Source organism: Frankia gtarii, assembly GCF_025403375.1.
Classification (GTDB): domain Bacteria; phylum Actinomycetota; class Actinomycetes; order Frankiales; family Frankiaceae; genus Frankia; species Frankia gtarii.
In genome coordinates this window covers 24,260-43,133 of the sequence record NZ_JAMPTM010000005.1, presented here as the reverse complement: position 1 = coordinate 43,133, position 18,874 = coordinate 24,260, and the positions used below count along the sequence as shown (strand labels likewise).

Here is an 18,874-nt window from a genome sequence, read left to right as displayed (position 1 = left end):
TTGATGGCCTTCGTCGGCGTGCTTGCGCCGGGCAAAAGTGTCGGAGGCCGGGGCCAGACTCCCTGGCATGTCGCTGACACCTGTCTCGGCCATGAGCCGCGAGGCCGTCCTCGCCATGGCGCCCGATCAGGCTTCCGCCCGGGCGGGCGAACGGCTCGGCAGCCCCGGGAGCTGGTCGGGCCTCGGCATGTCCGGCGAGGCGCTGTGGGGGGCGTGCCGCGGAAGCGGAGCCACGCCGTATCGGGTGGTGGTGCTGGCCGGCGCCGAGTTCGCCTCCTCCTGCACCTGCCCGAGCCGGAAGTTTCCCTGCAAGCACGCCCTCGGCCTGCTGTTCCTCGCCTACGACACCCCGGCAGCGTTCGCCACCGGCGATGATCCGCCGGAGTGGGTCGCGGACTGGCTCGCGCGGCGGGCCGCCCGTGCCGCGCGGGCGGCCTCCTCCGACACGGCGCGGGGAAGTGCCGCGGTGACGGGTGAGGCCGCGGTGACGGGTGAGGCCGGCGGCGGTAGGAAGTCCGGGACGGCCCGCGCCGCCTCGTCGGCTCGCACGCAGGCCCGCCGCGACGCCCGGGTCGACGCCGGGGTCGCGGAGCTGAGCCGCTGGCTGGTCGACCTCGCCCACGGCGGGCTCGGCGCCGCCCAGGTCCGGCCTTCCTCCTGGTGGGAGGTGACCGCGGCGCGGATGGTCGATGCGCAGGCGCCGGGGCTCGCCGAGGTCGTCCGCGACATGGCGCGGATCGCCGCGGCGGGCGGTCCCGACTGGCCGGCGCGGCTCACCGACCGGCTCGGCCGCCTGTACCTGCTCTGCGAGGGCTGGTCGAGGCGGGGCGAGGTGGGGCCCGCGCTGGTCGACGTCGTGCGCGACCGGATCGGCTTCTCCCGGAACGCGTCGGACGTGCTCGCCGGCGAGCGGCTAGCCGGGCCGATCGACGTCCTCGGCGAGCGCCGGTTCAGCACCGGAAAGCTGCAGGGTCGGCGGCAGTGGCTGCGGGTGGCCGGACTCGACCGGCTCGCGCTGCTGGTCACCTACGGCCCCGCCAAAGAGACCCCGCCGCCGACCCTGCCCGTCCTCACCCGCTTCCAGGCGGAGGTGGCCGCGTATCCGGGGCGTCGCCCGACCAGGTTGGCCCTCGCCGAGACGACCACGGCCCCGGAACCACTCGCCGACCTGGCCGGCGACGACACCGGTGATACCGCGAGGACCTGGCAGGAGGCGCTGACGGCGCTCACCCCGGCGTTGGCCGCGGATCCGTGGGCCGACCCCGTCGCGTTCGTCGTGCGCCAGCTCACCGTGCTGCCGCCTCTCGTCGACGCCCCCCGCAGGGCGCCGACGGGTGCGGCGGCGAGGAAAGGTCCGGCGGGTGGGCGCTCGTCGGGCGTCGGTGCGCGCTGGTTGCTGCGCGACCAGGCCGGCCAGGCCCTGCCGCTGGCGGCCGACTCGGGCGCCCAGTGGGGTTGGCACCTGCTGGCTCTTGGCGGCGGCCGCCCCCTCGACCTGGCCGTGGAGTGGGACGGATTTGACCTGGTGCCGTTGGCGGCGATGCCGTCCCGGCCGCAGCCCGGCGCCGACCTGCCCGCACCGACGAGCTCTGCGGACCCCGGAAGCGAGCCCCCTGAGCAGCCCGCCTGTCCGCGACCGGCGCCGGGATGGTCGAGCCTGGTCGACGCGGCCGTTATCGGCACGGCGCGCGCCGCCGTGCCCGTCCTCCCCGACCTCGGTGACGCTGCTGGCTCCGGTGAAGGCGGTGAAGGCGGCGGAGGCGGTGCGGCCGGGGACGGGCCCTCGCGCGCCGCCGCTCTGCTGCGGACGGCGGCTCTCGCGTCCTGCGCGCGCCGCGCCGGCCTGTTCGCCGCCGACGCCCGTGCGCTGCCGGCCCCCGCCCTCGCCGCACCCGAACGGGTACCGGCGTTGGCGCCGGACACGGCGCGCATCGTCGAGGGCGCGCTCGGCGGATCCGAGCCCGAGGCGGCCCGCCAGTGCCTGGAGCTGGTGGCCGAGGGAGGGTGGCGCGCCCCGAATCTGCTGCTGCCGGGGCTGCTGTCGCTTGGCCTGCGGGATGTCGCGATCCGCGCCCCGATCGCCGGTGTTCTGGGCGAGCGCGGGCGGTGGCTCGCCGGCCTGCACCCGGACGGCCGGTGGGTGGCGCCCACCCGCCTCGCCGACTGGCCGACCGCGAGCGCCCTCGAACGGCGCACGCTGGTGCAGGAGCTGAGGCAGCGCGACCCGGCCGCCGCGATGACGCTCCTGCGCGGCCCGGCGGACGGTCCCGCCTTCGCCGCGTTCGACGCGGCCAGTGCCGCGCAACGCCTCGCCTTCTGCGAGGCGCTGCGGGTCGGTCTCGGTCCCTGGGACGTCGACCTGCTCGACCATGCCCTCGACGACCGGCGCGACGACATCCGCCGGGCCGCGGTCGAGATCGCTCTGCTCCTGCCCGGTGCCGGCCTGCAGGCACGCGCCGAGGCGCGCACCGAAGGAATGATCGCGGCACGGCGCGGCAGGCTGATCGGGCGCCACCATCTCGAGATCACCCTGCCGGCCGAGTGCAGCGACGAGATGCGCCGCGACGGCATCAGCGACACTCCGGCCAGCTTGATCCTCAGCAGGGCAACGGCGGGCGAGGTCATGTTCGTGGCCGAACTCGCCCGCGTCGATCCGACCGTGTGGACGCGCCGCACCGGGCTGACCCCCGAGGAGTTCCTCGGTGCCGTGGCCGACCTGCCCGGGGCGCGCCACCCGGGGAGCCAGCTGCTGAGCATCGGGCTGCTGCCCGCCGTCCTGCGCCATGGCGATCCCGGCTGGGTTGCGGCGCTCCTCCCCCACGTCGGGCGGACGCACCAGGGGCGGCTCATCGCCTGCCTGGCCGAGCCCGCCCGCACGCACGCTCTCACGCACGCGCTGCGCTTGCTGAGGCTCGACTCCTACCACCCGGAGGGGTCAGCGGCCCAGGACCGGGAGGGGCGGTGGCTGGATTCGCCGGTCGAGCGGATCACAACGCTGCTGACCGCGGTGCCCGGCCCATGGTCCGAGCCGTTCTCCCGGGCGGTGTGGACCGCGCTCACCGCCCTGTCCGCACGTCGCTACTCCGACGACTACCTCCTGCGTGAGCTCATCGGACCCATGGCCTGGGCGCTGCATCCCGACACCGACCTCGGCGATCCCGACCCGGATCGGCCGAGGTACCTCGATCTCGACGGGCGCACCCGGCTGACCACGATCCTCGGCACCCGACGGCGGCTACGCACCGCACTGACCGACCCACCCCCCGTCGACACCGGGCCGGCACGCCCGGTGCACCTGCCTCAGGAAGGCCCCTCATGACCCTGGCGCCCCCGTCCACCAACACCGCCGCCCCCGACGCCGGTCCCACCGCGGACAGTGCGCCGCTGCTGCGTCCGCACGCCGAGCAGGCGTACGCCGGCGAGCTCGCCGCGCTCGCCGCCGCCGACACCAGGCCGCGCCCGCCGTCGTGGCGGCTGTCGCCGTGGGCGGTCGTCACCTACCTGCTCGGCGGCGTGCTCGACGACGGAACGGTCATCTCCCCGAAGTACATCGGATCCCGGCGCCTCGTCGAGGTCGCGGTCGCCACCCTCGCCACCGACCGGGCGCTGCTGCTGCTCGGCAGCCCCGGCACCGCCAAGACCTGGCTGTCCGAACACCTCGCCGCGGCGGTCAGCGGCGACTCGACCCTCGTCGTGCAGGGCACCGCCGGCACCTCCGAGGACGCTGTCCGCTACGGCTGGAACTACGCCCGCCTGATCGCCGAGGGGCCCTCCCCCGACGCACTGGTGCCCTCGCCGGTGATGCGCGCGATGACCCGCGGGTCGATTGCCCGGGTCGAGGAGCTCACCCGGATGGGCGCCGAAGTGCAGGACGCGCTCATCACCGTGCTGTCGGAGAAGACCCTGCCCGTCCCCGAGCTGGCCAGCGAGGTGCAGGCCGTCGCCGGGTTCGCCGTGATCGCCACCGCCAACGACCGTGACCGCGGCGTCAACGAGATGTCCTCGGCGCTGCGCCGCCGGTTCAACACCGTCGTGCTGCCGCTGCCCGCCAGCGAGGACGCCGAGGTGGAGATCGTCACCAGGCGGGTCGCCGACCTCGGCCGGGCGCTGGCGCTGCCGGACGAGCCGCCGGCCGCGAGCGAGGTGCGCCGCGTCGTGCAGATCTTCCGCGAGCTGCGCGCCGGCGTCACCAGCGACGGGCGCACCACGCTGAAGACCCCGACCGCCACCCTGTCCACCGCCGAGGCGATCAGTGTGATCACCGGGGGAATGACGCTGGCCACCCATTTCGGCGACGGCCGGCTGCGGGCCGAGGACGTCGCCGCCGGGCTCCTCGGCGCGGTGATCAAGGATCCCTCGGCGGACCCCGTGGCCTGGCGCGAGTACCTCGAAGGCGTGGTCCGAGACCGGAAGGGCTGGTCGGACCTGTACCGGGCCTGCCGTGACCTGGACGACGACGCACGCGTCCCCGGCGGCGCCTGATGTCCGTCACCGTTCTGGGAGTGCGCCACCACGGCCCCGGGTCGGCGCGGGCGGTGCGGGCGGCGCTCGCCGAACTCGATCCGGACCTCGTCCTCGTCGAGGGGCCGCCCGAGGGGGACAGCGCGCTCACCCACGTCGGCGCGCTCACCCCACCCGTGGCGCTGACCGCCTACGCCCTCGACGAGCCGCGCGACGCCGCCTTCTGGCCCTTCGCCGAGTTCTCCCCCGAGTGGCAGGCCCTGCTGCACGGCCGTGCGGCGGGTGTGCCCACCCGGTTCATCGACCTGCCTTTCGGTCACGACCTGGCGTTGCGCCGGCGCGACGCCGAGACCGACTCCGACGAGGACACGGCGGAAGCCGGCGAGGACACGGCGGAAGCCGGCGACGAGACGGTCCCGGAGCTGGTGGCCGACCCGCTCGGCTGGCTGGCGTTCGCCGCCGGCCACGACGACCCGGAACGATTCTGGGAGGACCTCGTCGAACACCGCCGGCCCGCGAGTACCCCGACGGCCGGCGCGGGCGGCCGTTCCCCGGTGCTGGAGCTGTTCGCCGCCGTGGCCGAGTCCATGGCGGCGCTGCGCGATCCCGACCACCAGCCCGGACCGGACGCGTCGCGGGGGGCGCACGCTCGGCGGGAGGACCTGCGCGAGGCGCACATGCGCCTGGCGATCCGTGCGGCCAGCACCGGCGCCGACGCCGCTGCACGGATCGCCGTGCTCTGCGGTGCGTGGCACGTCCCGGCGCTGACCGGCCGGACGGGCCGGATCACCGTCGCGGCAGACCGTGAGCTGCTGCGCGGCGTCCGGCCGGTGCGCACCGCCACGACGTGGGTGCCGTGGACGCACGCGCTGCTGAGCGCCGACTCCGGCTACGGCGCCGGCGTCACGTCACCGGGCTGGTACCACCACCTGTGGACCGCGCCCAACCAGGTCGGCGCCAGGTGGGTCGCCCGTGTCGCGGCGCTTCTGCGCGCCGCCGACCTGCCCGCCTCGACGGCCTCGGTGGTGGAGACCGTGCGGCTGGCCGAGGCCCTCGCCGCGGTGCGTGAGCGAGCCGTCCCGGGACTCACCGAGCTGACCGACGCGGTGCTGGCCGGGCTCTGCGCCGGTGACCCGGTGCCGCTGGCCGTCGTCCGCGAACAGCTCGTCGTCGGTGACGTCGTCGGCGCCGTCGGCCCCGACGTGCCCACCGTGCCGCTGGCCGCCGACGTCGCCCGTGCGCAGAAGAGGCTGCGGCTCGCGCCCACCCCGGTGGAGAAGCCGCTGCGCCTGGACCTGCGCCGCGAGCTCGACCGGGAGCGCAGCGCCCTGCTGCACCGGCTGCGCCTGCTCGACGTCGACTGGGGCATCCCCACCACGACCAGCAGCACCGGCACGTTCGCCGAGGGCTGGACGCTCGCCTGGAAGCCGACGTTCGTGCTGGCGCTCGTCGCGGCCGCCAGGCACGGCGCAACCGTCGAGGACGCCGCGGGCGACGTCGTCGCCGAGCGCATCCATGCAGCGCCCGACCTCGCCGCCATCACCGGGCTGTTCGAGCAGGTGGTCCTCGCGAACCTGGCCGCCGCGTTGGAGGCGGTGCGCGCGGGGCTGGAACAGCGCGCGGCCACGACCGGCGACGTCGCCCACCTGATGCTGGCGCTGGCCCCGCTGGCCCGGGTCCACCGCTACGGCGACGTGCGCGGCACCGACACCGGCCTGGTCGTCGGGCTGACGACGAGCCTGATGACCCGCATCTGCGCGGGGCTGCCGCCGGCCTGCGCAAGCCTCGACGACGACGCCGCGGACGCCATGGTCGCCGCCATCGACACCGCGGACACCGCCTTCGGGCTCGTCGCCGACCCCGAACACGTCGCCCGGTGGCACGCGGCGGTGGGCGTCGCCGCCGCCATGGCCGGCGGTAACCCGCTGGTCGCCGGGCGAAGCACCCGCATCCTGTCCGACGCCGGCGTGCTCGCGGCCACAGAGGTGGCGACCAGGCTGGCGCGGGCGCTGTCCGCGGCCGGCGGCGCCCCCGCAGACGCCGCGCGCTGGCTCGCGGGCTTCCTCGGCCGGTCCGGCGCGGTGCTGGCCCGCGACCCCGCGATGCTCTCGCTCGTCGACACCTGGCTGGCCGGCCTCGACGGGGACGCCTTCACGATCGTGCTGGCGCCCCTGCGCCGAACGTTCGCCGACTTCGCCGGCCCGGAACGCCGCCTGATCGGCGAACGGGTCCGCTCCGGCCTGCCCCGGCCGACCGCCGGCCCGCCGGGCGGCATCGCGACAGACCCGGCGGACTCCGGGAGCCCGGGAGGGAGTGCGGGAGGAAGTCCGGCCCCGGCGGCCATCTCGCCGGCCGGCGCGGTCCCTGCCGGCGATGGCCCGGCCTGGGACCTCGGCCGGGTCGCGGCCGTGTTGCCCGCGCTCACCACTCTGCTCGGTCCTGCCGGCACCGCACCCGCCGCCGGCACCACACCGGCCGGCACACGGCCGGCCAGCACCAGACCGGCCAGCACCGCGCTTGCCGGCGCGGAGGAGGGACACTCCGATGCCTGACCACACGACCAGGGACATCGACGGTCCGGGGTCGACGCGGTCCGCCAGCGAGATGGCGGCGGAGGAGGAGCGGCTGCGGCGGTGGCGGCTGATCCTCGGCGCGCCGGCGGCGCCCGCGTTCGGCCCGGCGCGGGCGCTGTCGACCCGGGACGCGGATATCGACGCCGCGCTCGGCGCGCTCTACGACGCCGACGGCGAGCCCGGCGGCGGTCGTGGGCGGCGGCGCTCGGCGGGGCTCGGCGGATCGGCGCCGGCGGTGGCCCGCTGGCTCGGCGACATCCGCGACTACTTCCCGTCGTCGGTGGTGCAGGTCCTCCAGCACGACGCCGTCCAGCGGCTGGGACTCGCTCGGCTGCTGATGGAGCCCGAGCTGCTGGCGGCGGCCGAGCCCGATGTGCACCTGGTGGGCACGCTGATGTCGCTGCGCTCGGCGCTGCCCGAACGCACCCGGGAAACCGCGCGGATGGTGGTGCGCAAGGTCGTCGAGGACATCGAGCGACGGTTGGCGCACTCGCTGCGCTCGGCGGTGTTCGGCGCGCTGAACCGCGGCGAACGCGCCCGCACCCCGCGGCTGCCCGACGTCGACTGGAACCGGACGATCCTCGCCAACCTGCGCAACTACCAGCCCGAGCAGCGCACCGTCATCGTCGACCGGCTGATCGGATACCAGCGGGCCCGGCGGGTGGCCGCGTTGCGCGACGTCATCCTGCTCATCGACCAGAGCGGCTCGATGGCCTCGTCGGTCGTCTACGCCGGGGTGCTCGGCGCGTCGTTGGCGAGCATCAGGTCCCTGCGCACCTCGCTGGTCGTCTTCGACACGTCTGTGGTGGACCTGACCGACGCCCTCGACGACCCCGTCGACGTGCTCTTCGGGGTCCAGCTCGGCGGCGGCACCGACATCGACCGCGCGGTCGGCTACGGCGCGAGTCTCGTGCGCCGGCCCGCCGACACCGTCCTCATCCTCATCAGCGATCTCATCGAGGGCGGCGACCAGTCGTCGTTGATCGCCCGGCTGCGTGGGCTGGTCGATTCAGGGGTCGCCGTCATCGTGCTGCTGGCGCTGTCCGACGACGGTGCTCCCGCCTACGACCACCAGCTCGCGGCGACCTGCGCGCAGCTCGGCGCGCCGGCCTTCGCCTGCACCCCGGACAGATTCCCCGAGCTGCTGGCCACGGCTCTGCGCCGGGAGGAGGTCGGCCGGTGGGCGGCGCTGCACGGCCTCGTCCCAGCCTGACCCGGCGGTCGGCGTCAGCGCGAACAGCTGGGGTCGAGGAAGGTCTGGGTGCCGAGGACTGCGAGCATCTCCAGGCGCTCACCCGCCCCCGAACCGGGCTGCGGACGGGACAGGACCAGCCGCTGGCCGGACGGCGGACTGATCACCACGTCGCACTCCAGGTCGAGCCGGCCGACCTGGGGATGGATGAGCACCTTGCGGGTGGTCCGCCGCACCGCCACCTCCTGTAGGGCCCACACCTCGCGGAACTCGGCGCTGACCGCCGAGAGCTCGGCGACGAGGGATCGGACCGCCTCGTCCTCATGCCGCCGGCCGAGCGTGACGCGCAGGTCCGCGACGTGCTCGCGGCCGAGCGTGTCGTGCTGGTCGGCGAGGTACCGCGCGCGCAGCTCGCCGCCGGTGAACCAGCGCCACAGGAAGTTGCGCGCCCGACCTGGCGCGCGGGCTATCGGGCCGAGCAGCGCGACGTTCAGCGGGTTCTGCGCCACGACGTTGTCGAGGTCATCCAGAATGAGCGCCGGCACGGCGGGCGCGAGCGAGTCCAGCACGCACATCAGGCCGGCGTCGGCGTAGCCGAGCGAGCAGTGCCGCGGCGGGGCCTCGTGGCCGGCCAGCAGGTAGATGTGGTCACGTTCGTCGAGCGTGAGGCGCAACGCCCGCGCGATCGCGCCGAGCATCGACGGCGACGGCCGCGGCCCGCGGCCCTGCTCGATCCGCTCGTAGTAGTCCGTCGACATGTCGGCGAGCACGGCGACCTCGTCGCGGCGCAGCCCGGGCGCCCGTCGCCGACCGCTGGCGACCAGCCCGACGTCGGAGGGCCGCAGCAGCTCCCGCCGGTGACGAAGGAATGCACCCAGCTCATGACGCTGCACGGCGGTACCTCCGCGGTTCACTCGACCGGCTGCCACCCGGCCGTGCGCCCACGGCCCAGCAGACATCTCCATCATGACCGCGGCCGGCCGGACTACCCCCGGACTCGCGGTCCGGGGATGACCGAGGCGCCGCTGTCGGCCGGTGCAGGTACCAGGGTGGAGGCGAGCACCACCGGCATGTCACGGGAGGAACGAGAACTCATGTCCGACAGCAGAATCGCCCTGATCACCGGCGCGAGCCGCGGTCTCGGGCGCAGCATGGCCACGCATCTCGCCCGCGCCGGGGTGGGCGTCATCGGCACCTACAACAACCGCAAGGACGAGGCCGACCGGCTCGTGGTGGAGCTCGAGGGGCAGGGGGTGCCCGCGGCGGCGCTGCAGCTCGACGTGGGCAACAGCGCGGACTTCGCCCGGTTCGCGGCCGACGTCCGCACGACGCTCGCCGGCCTCGGCGCCGAGCGCCTCGACTACCTCGTCAACAACGCGGGAGTCGGCCTCGACGCGCCGTACACGGAGACGACCGAGGAGCAGTTCGACGAGTTGTTCCGGATCCACATCAAGGCGCCGTTCTTCCTGACGCAGACGCTGCTGCCGCTGCTGGCCGACGGCGGGCGCATCCTCAACATCTCCTCCGTCCTGGCCCGCATCACCCGCCCGGGTGCCTCCGTGTACGCCGCCGCGAAGGGCGCGCTCGAGGTTCTGACCAGGTACCAGGCGCAGGAGCTCGGCGAGCGGCACATCCGGGTCAACGTACTCGCGCCCGGGGCGATCGCCACCGACTTCAACGGCGGCCGGGTCCGGGACAACCCCCAGCTCAACGAGGCGCTCGCGAACGCCACCTCACTGGGCCGCGCGGGCGAGGCCGAGGACATCGGCGCGGCCGTGCCGCTGATCCTCGCCGACGGCTTCGGCTGGGCCAACGGCACCCGCATCGAGCTGTCCGGCGGCCAGAACCTCTAGCTCGCCGCTGGCCCATCGCGCCCACCGCCGGCCGGTCCTGCCCTGGCCTCGTCGGCGGGGGTCGGGCCGGACGACATCAGGGGGCTACCGGATCACGGAGCGAGGCTGTCCAGAGCGGCCGGGGTGACCGCGCCCGTGGCGGCCGAGCCGAGCAGATCCGCGAGCTCCCGCCGAGGGGCGGGCCGCCCGGTCGGGGTGGCGCCGTGGATCCGGTCGAGCCGGAAACCGCGGGGGGCACGCCGCAGGCGGCACCAGGCCACCAGGTACCAGCGGCCCTCGGCGGTGAGCAGGCCGGCCGGTTCCACCTCCCGTTGCGAGGTCCGCCCGGCGGCGTCCAGGTAGCTCAGTGACAGCACCTCCCGCCTGCTCAGGGCCAGCTCCACCACACCGCGGACCGCCGGGTCGATCCGGGACGGCAGGGCCACGATCCGGGCGGCCAGCTCGTGCGCCTCGACGAGGGCCTGACCGGACAGCGACGCGGCGATCTTCCGCATCGCGCCACGGATGCCGTCGGCGAACGGCGCGGAACCCTCCGCGGCGGCCAGCGCAGCCGCCACCGCCAGGGCTTCGCCTGGCGTGAAGCCGATCGGCGGCAGGGTCATCGCCGGGTCCACGGACCAGCCGCCGCCGCGCCCAGTCGCGCTGTAGACGGGGGCGCCCGTCTCCGCCAGCGCCTTCAGGTCCCGCTGTACCGTGCGTTCGCTGACCTCCAAGCGCCGCGCGAGCGCCGGCACCGTGACGGGACGCGGCGCCACCGCCCGCAGCTCCTCCATCAGCGCGTACAGCCGGTCGGTTCGGGTCACGCCCGGACGCTACTTCGTGCCCGCGCAGGGAAGGTCATGCCTGTGCCGGGAAGATCAGGCCCGCGCCAGGAAGTCAGTCTGGCGGCGCAACTCCCGTTCGGTGATGGTGAGGGGGAACAGGGTGAAACCGTGCATCGCCCCGGCCACCACCTCCAGCTCCACCGGGAGCCCGGCGGCCCGCCAGCGCGCGGCCATGAACAGCGAGTCGTCGCGCAGCGGATCGTCGGTGCCGACCACGAAACGCGCCGCGGGCAGGCCCGCGAGGTCCGCGTACAGCGGGGACACGTCGGGGTCGCGCCGCTGCTCCGGCGTCCGGCCGGGAAGGAAGGCGTCGTAGGTCTCCCGCAGCGAGTCGGTGTTGCTCACCAGGCGGCGGGAGCCGAACAGCCGCTGGCTCGGCGTCATGGAAAGGTCGAACGGTCCGAACGTCAGGTGTGCCGCCCGGAACGCCCCCGTGATCGCGTGCCGGTCCCGCAGCCGCAGCAGACTGGTCAGCGACAGGTGCGCACCGGCGGACTCGCCACCGATGAGCAGCCGGTCGGTGCCGAACTCGGCCGCGGCATGGCGGACCAGCCACAGAGCGGCCCGCTCGCAGTCGTCCGGCGCCGCCGGGTACGGGTGTTCGGGCGCGAGACGGTACTCGACGCTGAGCACGGCGAGCCGAGCGGTGCGGGCAAGGTCCCACAGCTGCTCATCCTGCCCGTCGGCCGAGCCGAACATCCACGCGCCGCCGTGGATGTGCAGGTAGGCGCCCTCGACGGCGGGCGGCACGAAGACCCGCAGACCGACCCGCCCCCCGTCGACCTCGACCTGCCGGTCGTGCGCCTCGGCCAGGCGCACCGGCGGCGCGTCGCCGCCCACCCGGTTGCGGCGCAGCGTCGCCAGCGTCGCCGCGTCCACCCCCCGGCTGCGGTCCGGCACGGAGCCCGCCCTGGCCTCGAAGGCGGCGTTGAACGCCTCGGTCTCGGCAAGGCAGTCGAGCCCGGTCGTCGCGATCGGATCGGTAGCGATGGGATCGGGATGGACGTCGGACGGCATCGCGGTCGCGGAAGCAGTCATGGTCCGATCGTGATCCGGGGCGGCGACACCGTACCGTCACCCTTTTGCCGTGACCCGCGTCACGAACAGCGGCGACGAGGTCGGGGATTCGACGACTACCGACACTCGCCGTGACCGGTAGGTCAGGATCGGCGGATGGGATCGCAGTATCCGCCGATCGAGCCGTACGACGCTGGGATGCTCGACGTCGGCGACGGCAACCTCGTCTACTGGGAGGTCTGCGGCAACCCGGCCGGCAGGCCGGCGCTCGTCGTCCACGGCGGGCCGGGTTCGGGCTGCTCGCCGGGCGCCCGCCGGTGGTTCGACCCGGACCGTTACCGGGTCGTCCTGTTCGACCAGCGTGGCTGCGGCCGCAGCACCCCGCACGCCGGCGACCACACCACCGACCTGCGGCACAACACCACCGACCACCTGCTCGCGGACATGGAGCTGCTGCGCGAGCACCTCGGGATCGACCGGTGGCTGCTCTACGGCGCGTCGTGGGGCTCGACGCTCGCCCTGGCCTACGCCGAGCGCCACCCGTCCCGGGTGTCGGGGATCGTCCTCGCCGGGGTGACGATGACCCGCCGGTCCGACATCGACTGGCTCTACCGGGGCGTGGCCCGGTTCTTCCCCGCCGAGTGGGAGCGGTTCCGCGACGCACTGCCGCCCGCCGATCGCGACGGCGACCTCGTCGCCGGCTACGCGCGCCTGCTCGCCGACCCCGACCCGACGGTGCGTCAACGAGCCGCCGACCAGTGGTGCGCCTGGGAGGACGCGGTCATCTCCCTGGAGTCGAACGGGCAGCCGGGCGCGTACGGCGGTCGCCCGCCGCGGGCACGGCTCGCGCTGGTGCGGATCTGCTCGCACTACTTCGCGCACGGGGCCTGGCTCGACGAGGGCGTACTGCTGCGGGACGCCGGCCGGCTCGCCGGCATCCCGGGGGTACTGATCCACGGCCGCCACGACCTGGGCGGCCCGTTCGACGTCGCCTGGGAGCTGGCCCGCGCCTGGCCGGGCGCGCAACTCGTCCCGGTCACCGACTCCGGCCATACCGGCAGCGACACGCTGGGCCGCCACCTGCGCGGCGCACTTGACCAGTTCGCCGCAGGTCAGGACGGGAGCTCGGGCGCACCGACGTAGGCGGGGACGGTGATCTCCACGCGGTCGGCGTAGAAGGCGACCCTGCCGGCGATGTCGGCGACGGCCGGATAGGGGGTCTCGTAAGTCCAGATGACGTCGCCGAGCGTCGTGCCGTCCGACGTCTCGATGTTGTAGTAGCTCGCGTCGCCCTTGTACGGGCAGTAACTGGTGGTCTCGCTGCGGCGCAGCACGCTCTGGTCCACATCGGCGATTGGGAGGTACTGCACCGGCGGGTAGCTGGCCTCACGCAGGGTGCGGGAGTCGTGCGAGTCGGCGACGACACGCCCGTCGATCTGGACGACCACCCGCCCGCGGGTCGGTTCGATGGTGATCGGATGGTCGGCGTTCGGCAGCAGGACCGTTCGCGACATCAGGGTTCCTCCAGACCGGGCGGAGCGTGATTCGGCGCGAATAGAGGCTCCGCCGCCTGCCGAGAACCGTCAAGCCTGCTCCGCGGCGGCGCCGGCGCCGCCGGTCCCTGCCTGCCGGCCGGCCGGCAGGTCTGATCAGCCTCCCGCACCCGGGCTCGGTCACCTCAGCGCGACGCCTAGACGACACTTCGTTGCGAACACCTCACACACGGTCGATACTCCGACCACATCGAAGCACTGACCGACACTCGGGGGAACTTTCATGCAACCGGACACCACCGAACCCGCCCAACCGGCGTTTCTTGCGACCTACCTTGCGGGCCTCCCACAGCCCAATCATGATCATGTCGGTCCGGCCCGCAGCATCCGCGTGGACGACTTCGACGGCCATCACGTCGTCATCACGACCACCTACGAGATCTCCGTGGACGGACGGCCACTGGACGTACACATCGGCCTGTCCAAGGACGGCTCGGCACACTGCCACGGTCTGCCCGCCTACCAGCTTCCCTCTCTCGTGGACCTGGTCCGGGTGCTCATCCGCACCTTCCCGGACGAGTTCTCCCCGCAGACACCACCCGCGGACGGCCACGCCGGCCACGAAGGCGGCCACGAAGGCGGGCACGGCGGCCACACCCACGACGACCACGAGATGCCGGGAGGGAGATGAGATGGCCGCCGTCCGCCGCGACATCCTCCGCGACGACGCCGCACGTGCCGCCTACATCCGCGGCATCAGGCTGCTCAAACACGAACCCACCACGCTGACCACGGACCGGTTCGGCATCCCCGGCCACGCCCGACCCGTCCACACCTACGACCTGTTCGTCATCTGGCACGTCCTCGCGATGAACACCGCGGTGCCGCCGGGCGGTGACGCCGGAACCCGTAACGCCGCGCATCGCGGACCGGTGTTCCTGCCCTGGCACCGGGTCATGCTCCGCTGGCTTGAGACGCACCTGCAGCGCGTGCTCGCCGACCCGGACTTCGGCCTGCCCTACTGGGACTGGGCGCTCGACGGCACGCCGCCCGCGCAGGGCGGGGTGGCGAGCCCGGCGGCCTCGGCATTGTGGCGTGACGCCCCGGACGGCTTCGGCGGCCAGGGCAGCCCGGTGCGCGGCGGAGCGTTCGCCTTCGACCGCGCCGACCCGACGAGTTTCCGGGTCCGGATCGCGACGAACTCGAACGGCGCTCTGCGCCAGGTCGCCGAGCGTGGCCTCGCCCGCAGGTTCGGCCAGAACGCCCCGTTCGGTTCGCCGCGGCTGCCTCGCACCGGCGACGTGCGCGCCGCCTATGACACCCGGGCGGATCCAACCCTCGCCGACTACGACCGGCCGCCCTTCGACATCTCGTCCCGGGGGTTCCGCAACCGGCTGGAGGGCTTCACCGGGCCCGGCCTGCACAACCAGGTCCACTTGTGGGTCGGCGGGGACATGGCCCCGGCATCATCCCCGAACGACCCGGTGTTCTTCGTCCACCACTGCAACGTCGACCGGCTCTGGGAAGGGTGGATGCGGCGCAACGGCCGCCGCTACCAGCCGGACATGACGGCCCCGGCAAGTCTGCTCGGCCACCGGATCGACGACCCGCTTGTCTCCCCGTTCACCCCGGCCAGCAAGCCGGATACCCCGGGCAGCGTGCTCGACAGCTCCGCTCTCTACACCTACGACGTCCTGCCCTGACCCGCCCGCCGGCCGCCCCTGAGGTCAACGCGGGCCGGTGCGGGCCGGTGCGGGCCGGTGCGGCGCCGCCACCGGTGATCAGGACGCGGCTGGGGTGCCGAGCTCGGCGCGGTCGACCAGGTCGGCGAAGCCGCGGCGGTCGACGAGGTCGGTGAACAGGTCCACGACGTCGGCGGCGAGTAGGCGCAGTTCGTCGGCCGCGACCGGGCGGTTGCTCTCGAAGGCGAGCTCGACGGTCCGGGCGAGCAGGTCCGCCCGCCGTTCCAGGTTCGCCACCGCCGGTTGGGCGGCGGCCCGCGCCGCCGCGCCCCCGCCGTCGACCAGCTCCCCCTCGGCCCGCACGAAGCCCTCGAACGTCGCCTGGAACGCGTAGGCGACCTCGTCGGGCCCGAGCTCCGTCCGTAGCATGCCGTGTTCGGCAAGCAACCAGAAGTACCGATCGGAAACCAGATGATGCCGTTCGTCCCAGGCGGGATCGTGCTGGCGGGCCAGCCGGCCGAGTAGCTCCTGGTCTGCGACCAACAGCCCGCGCAGCAGCGGTCGGTGCATGACGGCGAGGAAGTAGTCGTGGGCGAACTGGTGCGGCAGGCAGGTGCTCGGCTGGACCCGCATCGCGGCGAGCAGCTCGGCGATCGCCTGGGCCACCGCCCGGTCGAAAACCGCGGCGAACAGCTTCTCCCGCGTCTCCCAGTGCAGGTAGACGGTGCCCTTGCCGATGTTCGCGCCGACGGCGACGTCCTCGACGGTCACCCGCCGCGCCCCGTGGCGCAGCAGCAGATCCTCGGTGACGTCGAGGATGCGCGCGGCACGCTCCTGCCCGCGCGACGGGTCCCGGGACCGGCCGGCTGTCAGGCTCACGCGATGACCGTATGACCATGTTCGAGAGCTGGTCAACGTTCATCACACCGCGCATTCAACTTTTGACCAGATTTCATAATTGGTCATACGCTGACGGTCGATCGGCCTCGACCCCACATCGCGGAGGACGCATGGGCAACCGGACGGCGCTCGTCTCCGGCGCCGGCATCGCCGGTACGACGCTCGCGTACTGGCTGGCGTGGCACGGCTTCCGGCCGACGGTGGTCGAGCGCGGGCTGTGGCAGCGAACCAGCGGCAGCCCCGTGGACGTGCGCGGCCAGGCCCTCCGGGTGGCGGAGCGGATGGGGGTGCTAGCCCGGCTGCGGGCCGCCGCCACCGACGTGACGGGAATGCGGTTCGTGGACATGGCGGGCCGCAGTGTCGGCCGCGTCAACCTGCGCGCGCTTGCACGCTCGACCGGCGGCGGCGACGTCGAACTTCCCCGTGGCGCGCTCGCCTCGATCCTGCAGGCGGCGAGCGCGGAGCACGCCGAGTTCGTGTTCGGTGACTCCATCGCCGGTCTGACGCAGGACGAGCGCGGCGTCGACGTGACCTTCGATCACGGCCGCCCCCGCCGGTTCGACCTGGTCATCGGCGCCGACGGCCTCCATTCGGTCGTGCGCCGACTCGCCTTCGGGCCGGATACGAACTTTGTACGTCACCTGGGCCTCTACGCCGCCACGGTGCCGTTCAACGGGTCGATCGAACACCGGCGCGAGGTGGTCATGCACAACACGCCGGGCCGAGTCGTCGCCCTGCACCCCTCAGCCGCCGGGCCGATCGCGTTCTTCGCCTTCCGCCGCCCGGAGCTCGCGGAGTTCAACCATCGCGACATCGACCAGCACCGCACCATGCTCACCGGCGCCTACGCGGCCGGATCCTGGCGGACGCCGGAGCTGTTGGCACGGGCGCAGGCAAGCGAGGACCTCTACTTCGACGCGGTGAGCCGGGTGGACGTGCCGGCCTGGTCGGCCGGCCGGATCGCGCTCGTCGGCGACGCCGCCTCCTGCGTGTCCCTGTTCGGTGACGGCTCCTCCCTGGCCATGGCCGGGGCGTTCGCGCTCGCCGAGGAACTGGCCGCAACCTCCGACGATCACCGTTCGGCACTACGCCGTTATGAGGCCCGCCATCGCCGCCTGGTCGAACCACGCCAGCGCGGCGTCGAGCAGGCTTCCCACCTACTCATTCCCGCTACCTGGGCCGGCATCCGTGCCCGCAACGCCGCCACCCGCCTGTGGCCGGCCGCCGCCGCCGCCGGCTGGCTCGGCAGCCGGCTGTCCACCGCCGGCCGCGGCCCCGCCGCCCGGGAACGCCGCGATCACGACGGTGGCTGCCAGCTCGTCGGACACCTCAATCCGGGCTGACAGCTCGGCGCCCGCTAGGGCGTCCACGAGCGAGGGTGCCTGCCGCGCACTGGTCTCGAACAACAGGCTTCCGCCCGGTGCCAGCCACGGCGGCCCCCCGGCGACCACCCGGCGTAGCACGTCGAGACCGTCAGTCCCTCCGTCGAGAGCCAGCCGGGGCTCGTGCTCCCGTGCCTCGGGTGGCATCAGGCCGATCGCGTCGGTCGGCACATACGGCGCGTTGACCACCAGGAGATCCACGCTTCCGCGCAGCTCTCCGGGCAGCGCGGCGAACAGGTCCCCCTCGTGTACCCGGCCGCCGAGGGCGGCCAGGTTGCGCCGAGCGCAGCGCACCGCAGCGGGCTCGATGTCGGCGGCGTGTACTTCGGCACCGGGCAGGGCCGCGAGCAAGGCCGCGGCCACCGCGCCCGATCCGCAACACAGGTCGACCACGATCCTGACGGGACTGACAGCGGCCTGCTCGAGGGCCTGCTGGACGAGAAACTCGGTGCGGCGACGGGGCACGAACACGCCGGCCTCGATCGCGATCCGCAGGCCGCAGAACTCCGCCCAACCGAGGATGTGCTCCAAAGGCTGGCCGGCGACCCGGCAATCGACCATGGCGGTGAGCTCGGCGGCAGTCCGGGCAGCGGCGACAAGCAACCGGGCTTCGTCCTCGGCGAAGACGCAACCCGCGGCACGCAGCCGGCGGACGACAAGGGCAGCCGGGGAAGAGGACGAAGAGGACGACGGAGATGACGACACGGGAAGCCTTTCGGACCGCCGAAGGGCGCCCTCCCGATCACCAGGCCCGACTGCACCTAATGTGATCATGGGAGAGGTACGCCCACTTTGATATTGCGGAAATGGGTCCCACCTCCTCAAGACGATCACCTATGACGGCGGCCACAGTACCACCCACCTCGCTTTACCAGAGGCTACTCGGCCAGCGGCAGCGGCAGCAGGGCCTGGTCGAGCAGCCCCGCGGCGACCGTGCCGACGACAGCGAGATCGAGGTAATGGCAGGCCATCGCACCCGCATAGCTGGGGCCGCCCCACGCGTTCACCGTGAAATTCGGGTCCAATCCGCCGAGCATCTGCACCCCGGCCCGCCAACACAGGTAGAGCAGCAGCACGGCCAAGAGGGCGAGCACGGCCAGCCGCCAGAGCCCCGCCGGGCTATGCCGGACGGCGCGGACTGTCAGCCCGATCCGCCGCGTTGCGGGCCGGCCGAGCGGCGCGGGCAACAGGCCACGGGGACGCCGCTCGGACGGAAGCCGGCGACGGCGTAGCCATGCCCCGGCGGCGAGCGCCCCAGCCAGAATCAGTACGACCAGGTGCGGGCCCCAGGCGGCGGTGCCCACGCTGTGCCCCGCACGGACGGGCGACCGGTCGTGGTAGGTGACGCCGCCGGAGACGACGCCTGCACTGAGAGCAGTCACAGCGAACGCTGACAGGACGGGCGAGAGCCCTGCGGCCGCCCGCCGCCGGCGAGTGGATAGACGCGGCTTCATGCCCATCACCGTCGCTTTTCTGGACCGGCCTGTCGTCCGTCGG

Annotated in this window: 15 protein-coding genes and 1 pseudogene; 9 read left to right on the top strand and 7 right to left on the bottom strand. The window is 73.8% G+C overall.

Features of this window, described 5'->3' with window-relative positions; translation table 11 throughout:
* The first annotated feature begins 67 nt into the window (after positions 1–67).
* Genes NBZ83_RS01865 through NBZ83_RS01850 form a run of 4 tightly spaced genes read left to right on the top strand, consistent with a single transcriptional unit; the run spans position 68 to position 8,247 of the window.
* A complete protein-coding gene (locus NBZ83_RS01865; RefSeq protein WP_261574203.1) occupies positions 68–3,319 on the top strand; it encodes a DUF5691 domain-containing protein in 3,252 nt (1,083 codons plus the stop codon).
* On the top strand, positions 3,316–4,482 hold the full coding sequence (locus tag NBZ83_RS01860; protein WP_261564439.1) for an ATP-binding protein: 1,167 nt from the start codon (positions 3,316–3,318) through the stop codon (positions 4,480–4,482). The genes NBZ83_RS01865 and NBZ83_RS01860 overlap by 4 nt, the downstream gene beginning before the upstream one ends.
* A complete protein-coding gene (locus tag NBZ83_RS01855) occupies positions 4,482–7,013 on the top strand; it encodes a DUF5682 family protein (protein ID WP_261574202.1) in 2,532 nt (843 codons plus the stop codon). The genes NBZ83_RS01860 and NBZ83_RS01855 overlap by 1 nt, the downstream gene beginning before the upstream one ends.
* A complete protein-coding gene (locus NBZ83_RS01850; RefSeq protein ID WP_261564442.1) occupies positions 7,006–8,247 on the top strand; it encodes a VWA domain-containing protein in 1,242 nt (413 codons plus the stop codon). The genes NBZ83_RS01855 and NBZ83_RS01850 overlap by 8 nt, the downstream gene beginning before the upstream one ends.
* A gap of 14 nt (positions 8,248–8,261) precedes the next feature.
* Here the strand turns inward: NBZ83_RS01850 and NBZ83_RS01845 are convergent, their stop codons facing one another.
* Positions 8,262–9,119, bottom strand: coding sequence for a helix-turn-helix transcriptional regulator (locus tag NBZ83_RS01845; protein ID WP_261574201.1), 858 nt, complete (start codon positions 9,117–9,119; stop codon positions 8,262–8,264).
* 201 nt (positions 9,120–9,320) lie between these two features.
* Here NBZ83_RS01845 and NBZ83_RS01840 point away from each other — a divergent pair, with 201 nt between their 5' ends.
* Entirely contained in the window at positions 9,321–10,079 is a 759-nt protein-coding gene (locus NBZ83_RS01840) for an SDR family NAD(P)-dependent oxidoreductase (RefSeq protein WP_261564444.1), read from the top strand.
* Positions 10,080–10,171: 92 nt separating this feature from the next.
* Here NBZ83_RS01840 and NBZ83_RS01835 read toward each other — a convergent pair whose 3' ends face one another.
* Both NBZ83_RS01835 and NBZ83_RS01830 read right to left on the bottom strand, forming a co-directional pair.
* A complete protein-coding gene (locus NBZ83_RS01835) occupies positions 10,172–10,882 on the bottom strand; it encodes a helix-turn-helix transcriptional regulator (RefSeq protein ID WP_261574200.1) in 711 nt (236 codons plus the stop codon).
* A 54-nt stretch (positions 10,883–10,936) separates the two neighbouring features.
* Entirely contained in the window at positions 10,937–11,941 is a 1,005-nt protein-coding gene (locus NBZ83_RS01830) for an alpha/beta hydrolase (protein ID WP_261574199.1), read from the bottom strand.
* A gap of 135 nt (positions 11,942–12,076) precedes the next feature.
* Between NBZ83_RS01830 and pip the strand changes: the two genes are divergently transcribed.
* Entirely contained in the window at positions 12,077–13,063 is a 987-nt protein-coding gene (pip, locus tag NBZ83_RS01825; protein ID WP_261564447.1) for a prolyl aminopeptidase, read from the top strand.
* On the opposite strand, the gene NBZ83_RS01820 is transcribed toward pip, so the two are convergent.
* Positions 13,033–13,434: a DUF427 domain-containing protein gene (locus NBZ83_RS01820; protein WP_261564448.1), complete on the bottom strand. Its 402-nt coding sequence runs from the start codon at positions 13,432–13,434 to the stop codon at positions 13,033–13,035. The two genes, pip and NBZ83_RS01820, sit on opposite strands and share 31 nt — an antisense overlap.
* 262 nt (positions 13,435–13,696) lie before the next feature.
* Here NBZ83_RS01820 and NBZ83_RS01815 point away from each other — a divergent pair, with 262 nt between their 5' ends.
* Both NBZ83_RS01815 and NBZ83_RS01810 read left to right on the top strand, forming a co-directional pair.
* The gene (locus tag NBZ83_RS01815) at positions 13,697–14,104 is read left to right on the top strand and encodes a hypothetical protein (RefSeq protein ID WP_261564449.1); all 408 of its coding nucleotides are present in this window, start codon (positions 13,697–13,699) and stop codon (positions 14,102–14,104) included.
* 1 nt (position 14,105) lies between these two features.
* Positions 14,106–15,116: a tyrosinase family protein gene (locus NBZ83_RS01810; RefSeq protein WP_261564450.1), complete on the top strand. Its 1,011-nt coding sequence runs from the start codon at positions 14,106–14,108 to the stop codon at positions 15,114–15,116.
* A gap of 78 nt (positions 15,117–15,194) precedes the next feature.
* On the opposite strand, the gene NBZ83_RS01805 is transcribed toward NBZ83_RS01810, so the two are convergent.
* Complete coding sequence (locus NBZ83_RS01805; protein ID WP_261564451.1) at positions 15,195–15,974, bottom strand: TetR/AcrR family transcriptional regulator; 780 nt, start codon at positions 15,972–15,974, stop codon at positions 15,195–15,197.
* 131 nt (positions 15,975–16,105) lie between these two features.
* Here NBZ83_RS01805 and NBZ83_RS01800 point away from each other — a divergent pair, with 131 nt between their 5' ends.
* Positions 16,106–17,338 carry an FAD-dependent monooxygenase gene (locus NBZ83_RS01800; protein WP_261574198.1) on the top strand — a complete coding sequence of 411 codons (1,233 nt, stop codon included), beginning with the start codon at positions 16,106–16,108 and terminating at the stop codon, positions 17,336–17,338.
* Positions 17,339–17,347: 9 nt separating this feature from the next.
* On the opposite strand, the pseudogene NBZ83_RS01795 reads toward NBZ83_RS01800, so the two are convergent.
* Positions 17,348–18,151 (bottom strand): annotated as a pseudogene (locus tag NBZ83_RS01795) (putative protein N(5)-glutamine methyltransferase); the annotation flags it as partial.
* Between the two features lie 104 nt (positions 18,152–18,255).
* On the bottom strand, positions 18,256–18,759 hold the full coding sequence (locus NBZ83_RS01790) for a hypothetical protein (protein ID WP_261574197.1): 504 nt from the start codon (positions 18,757–18,759) through the stop codon (positions 18,256–18,258).
* Between the last annotated feature and the right edge of the window lie 115 nt (positions 18,760–18,874).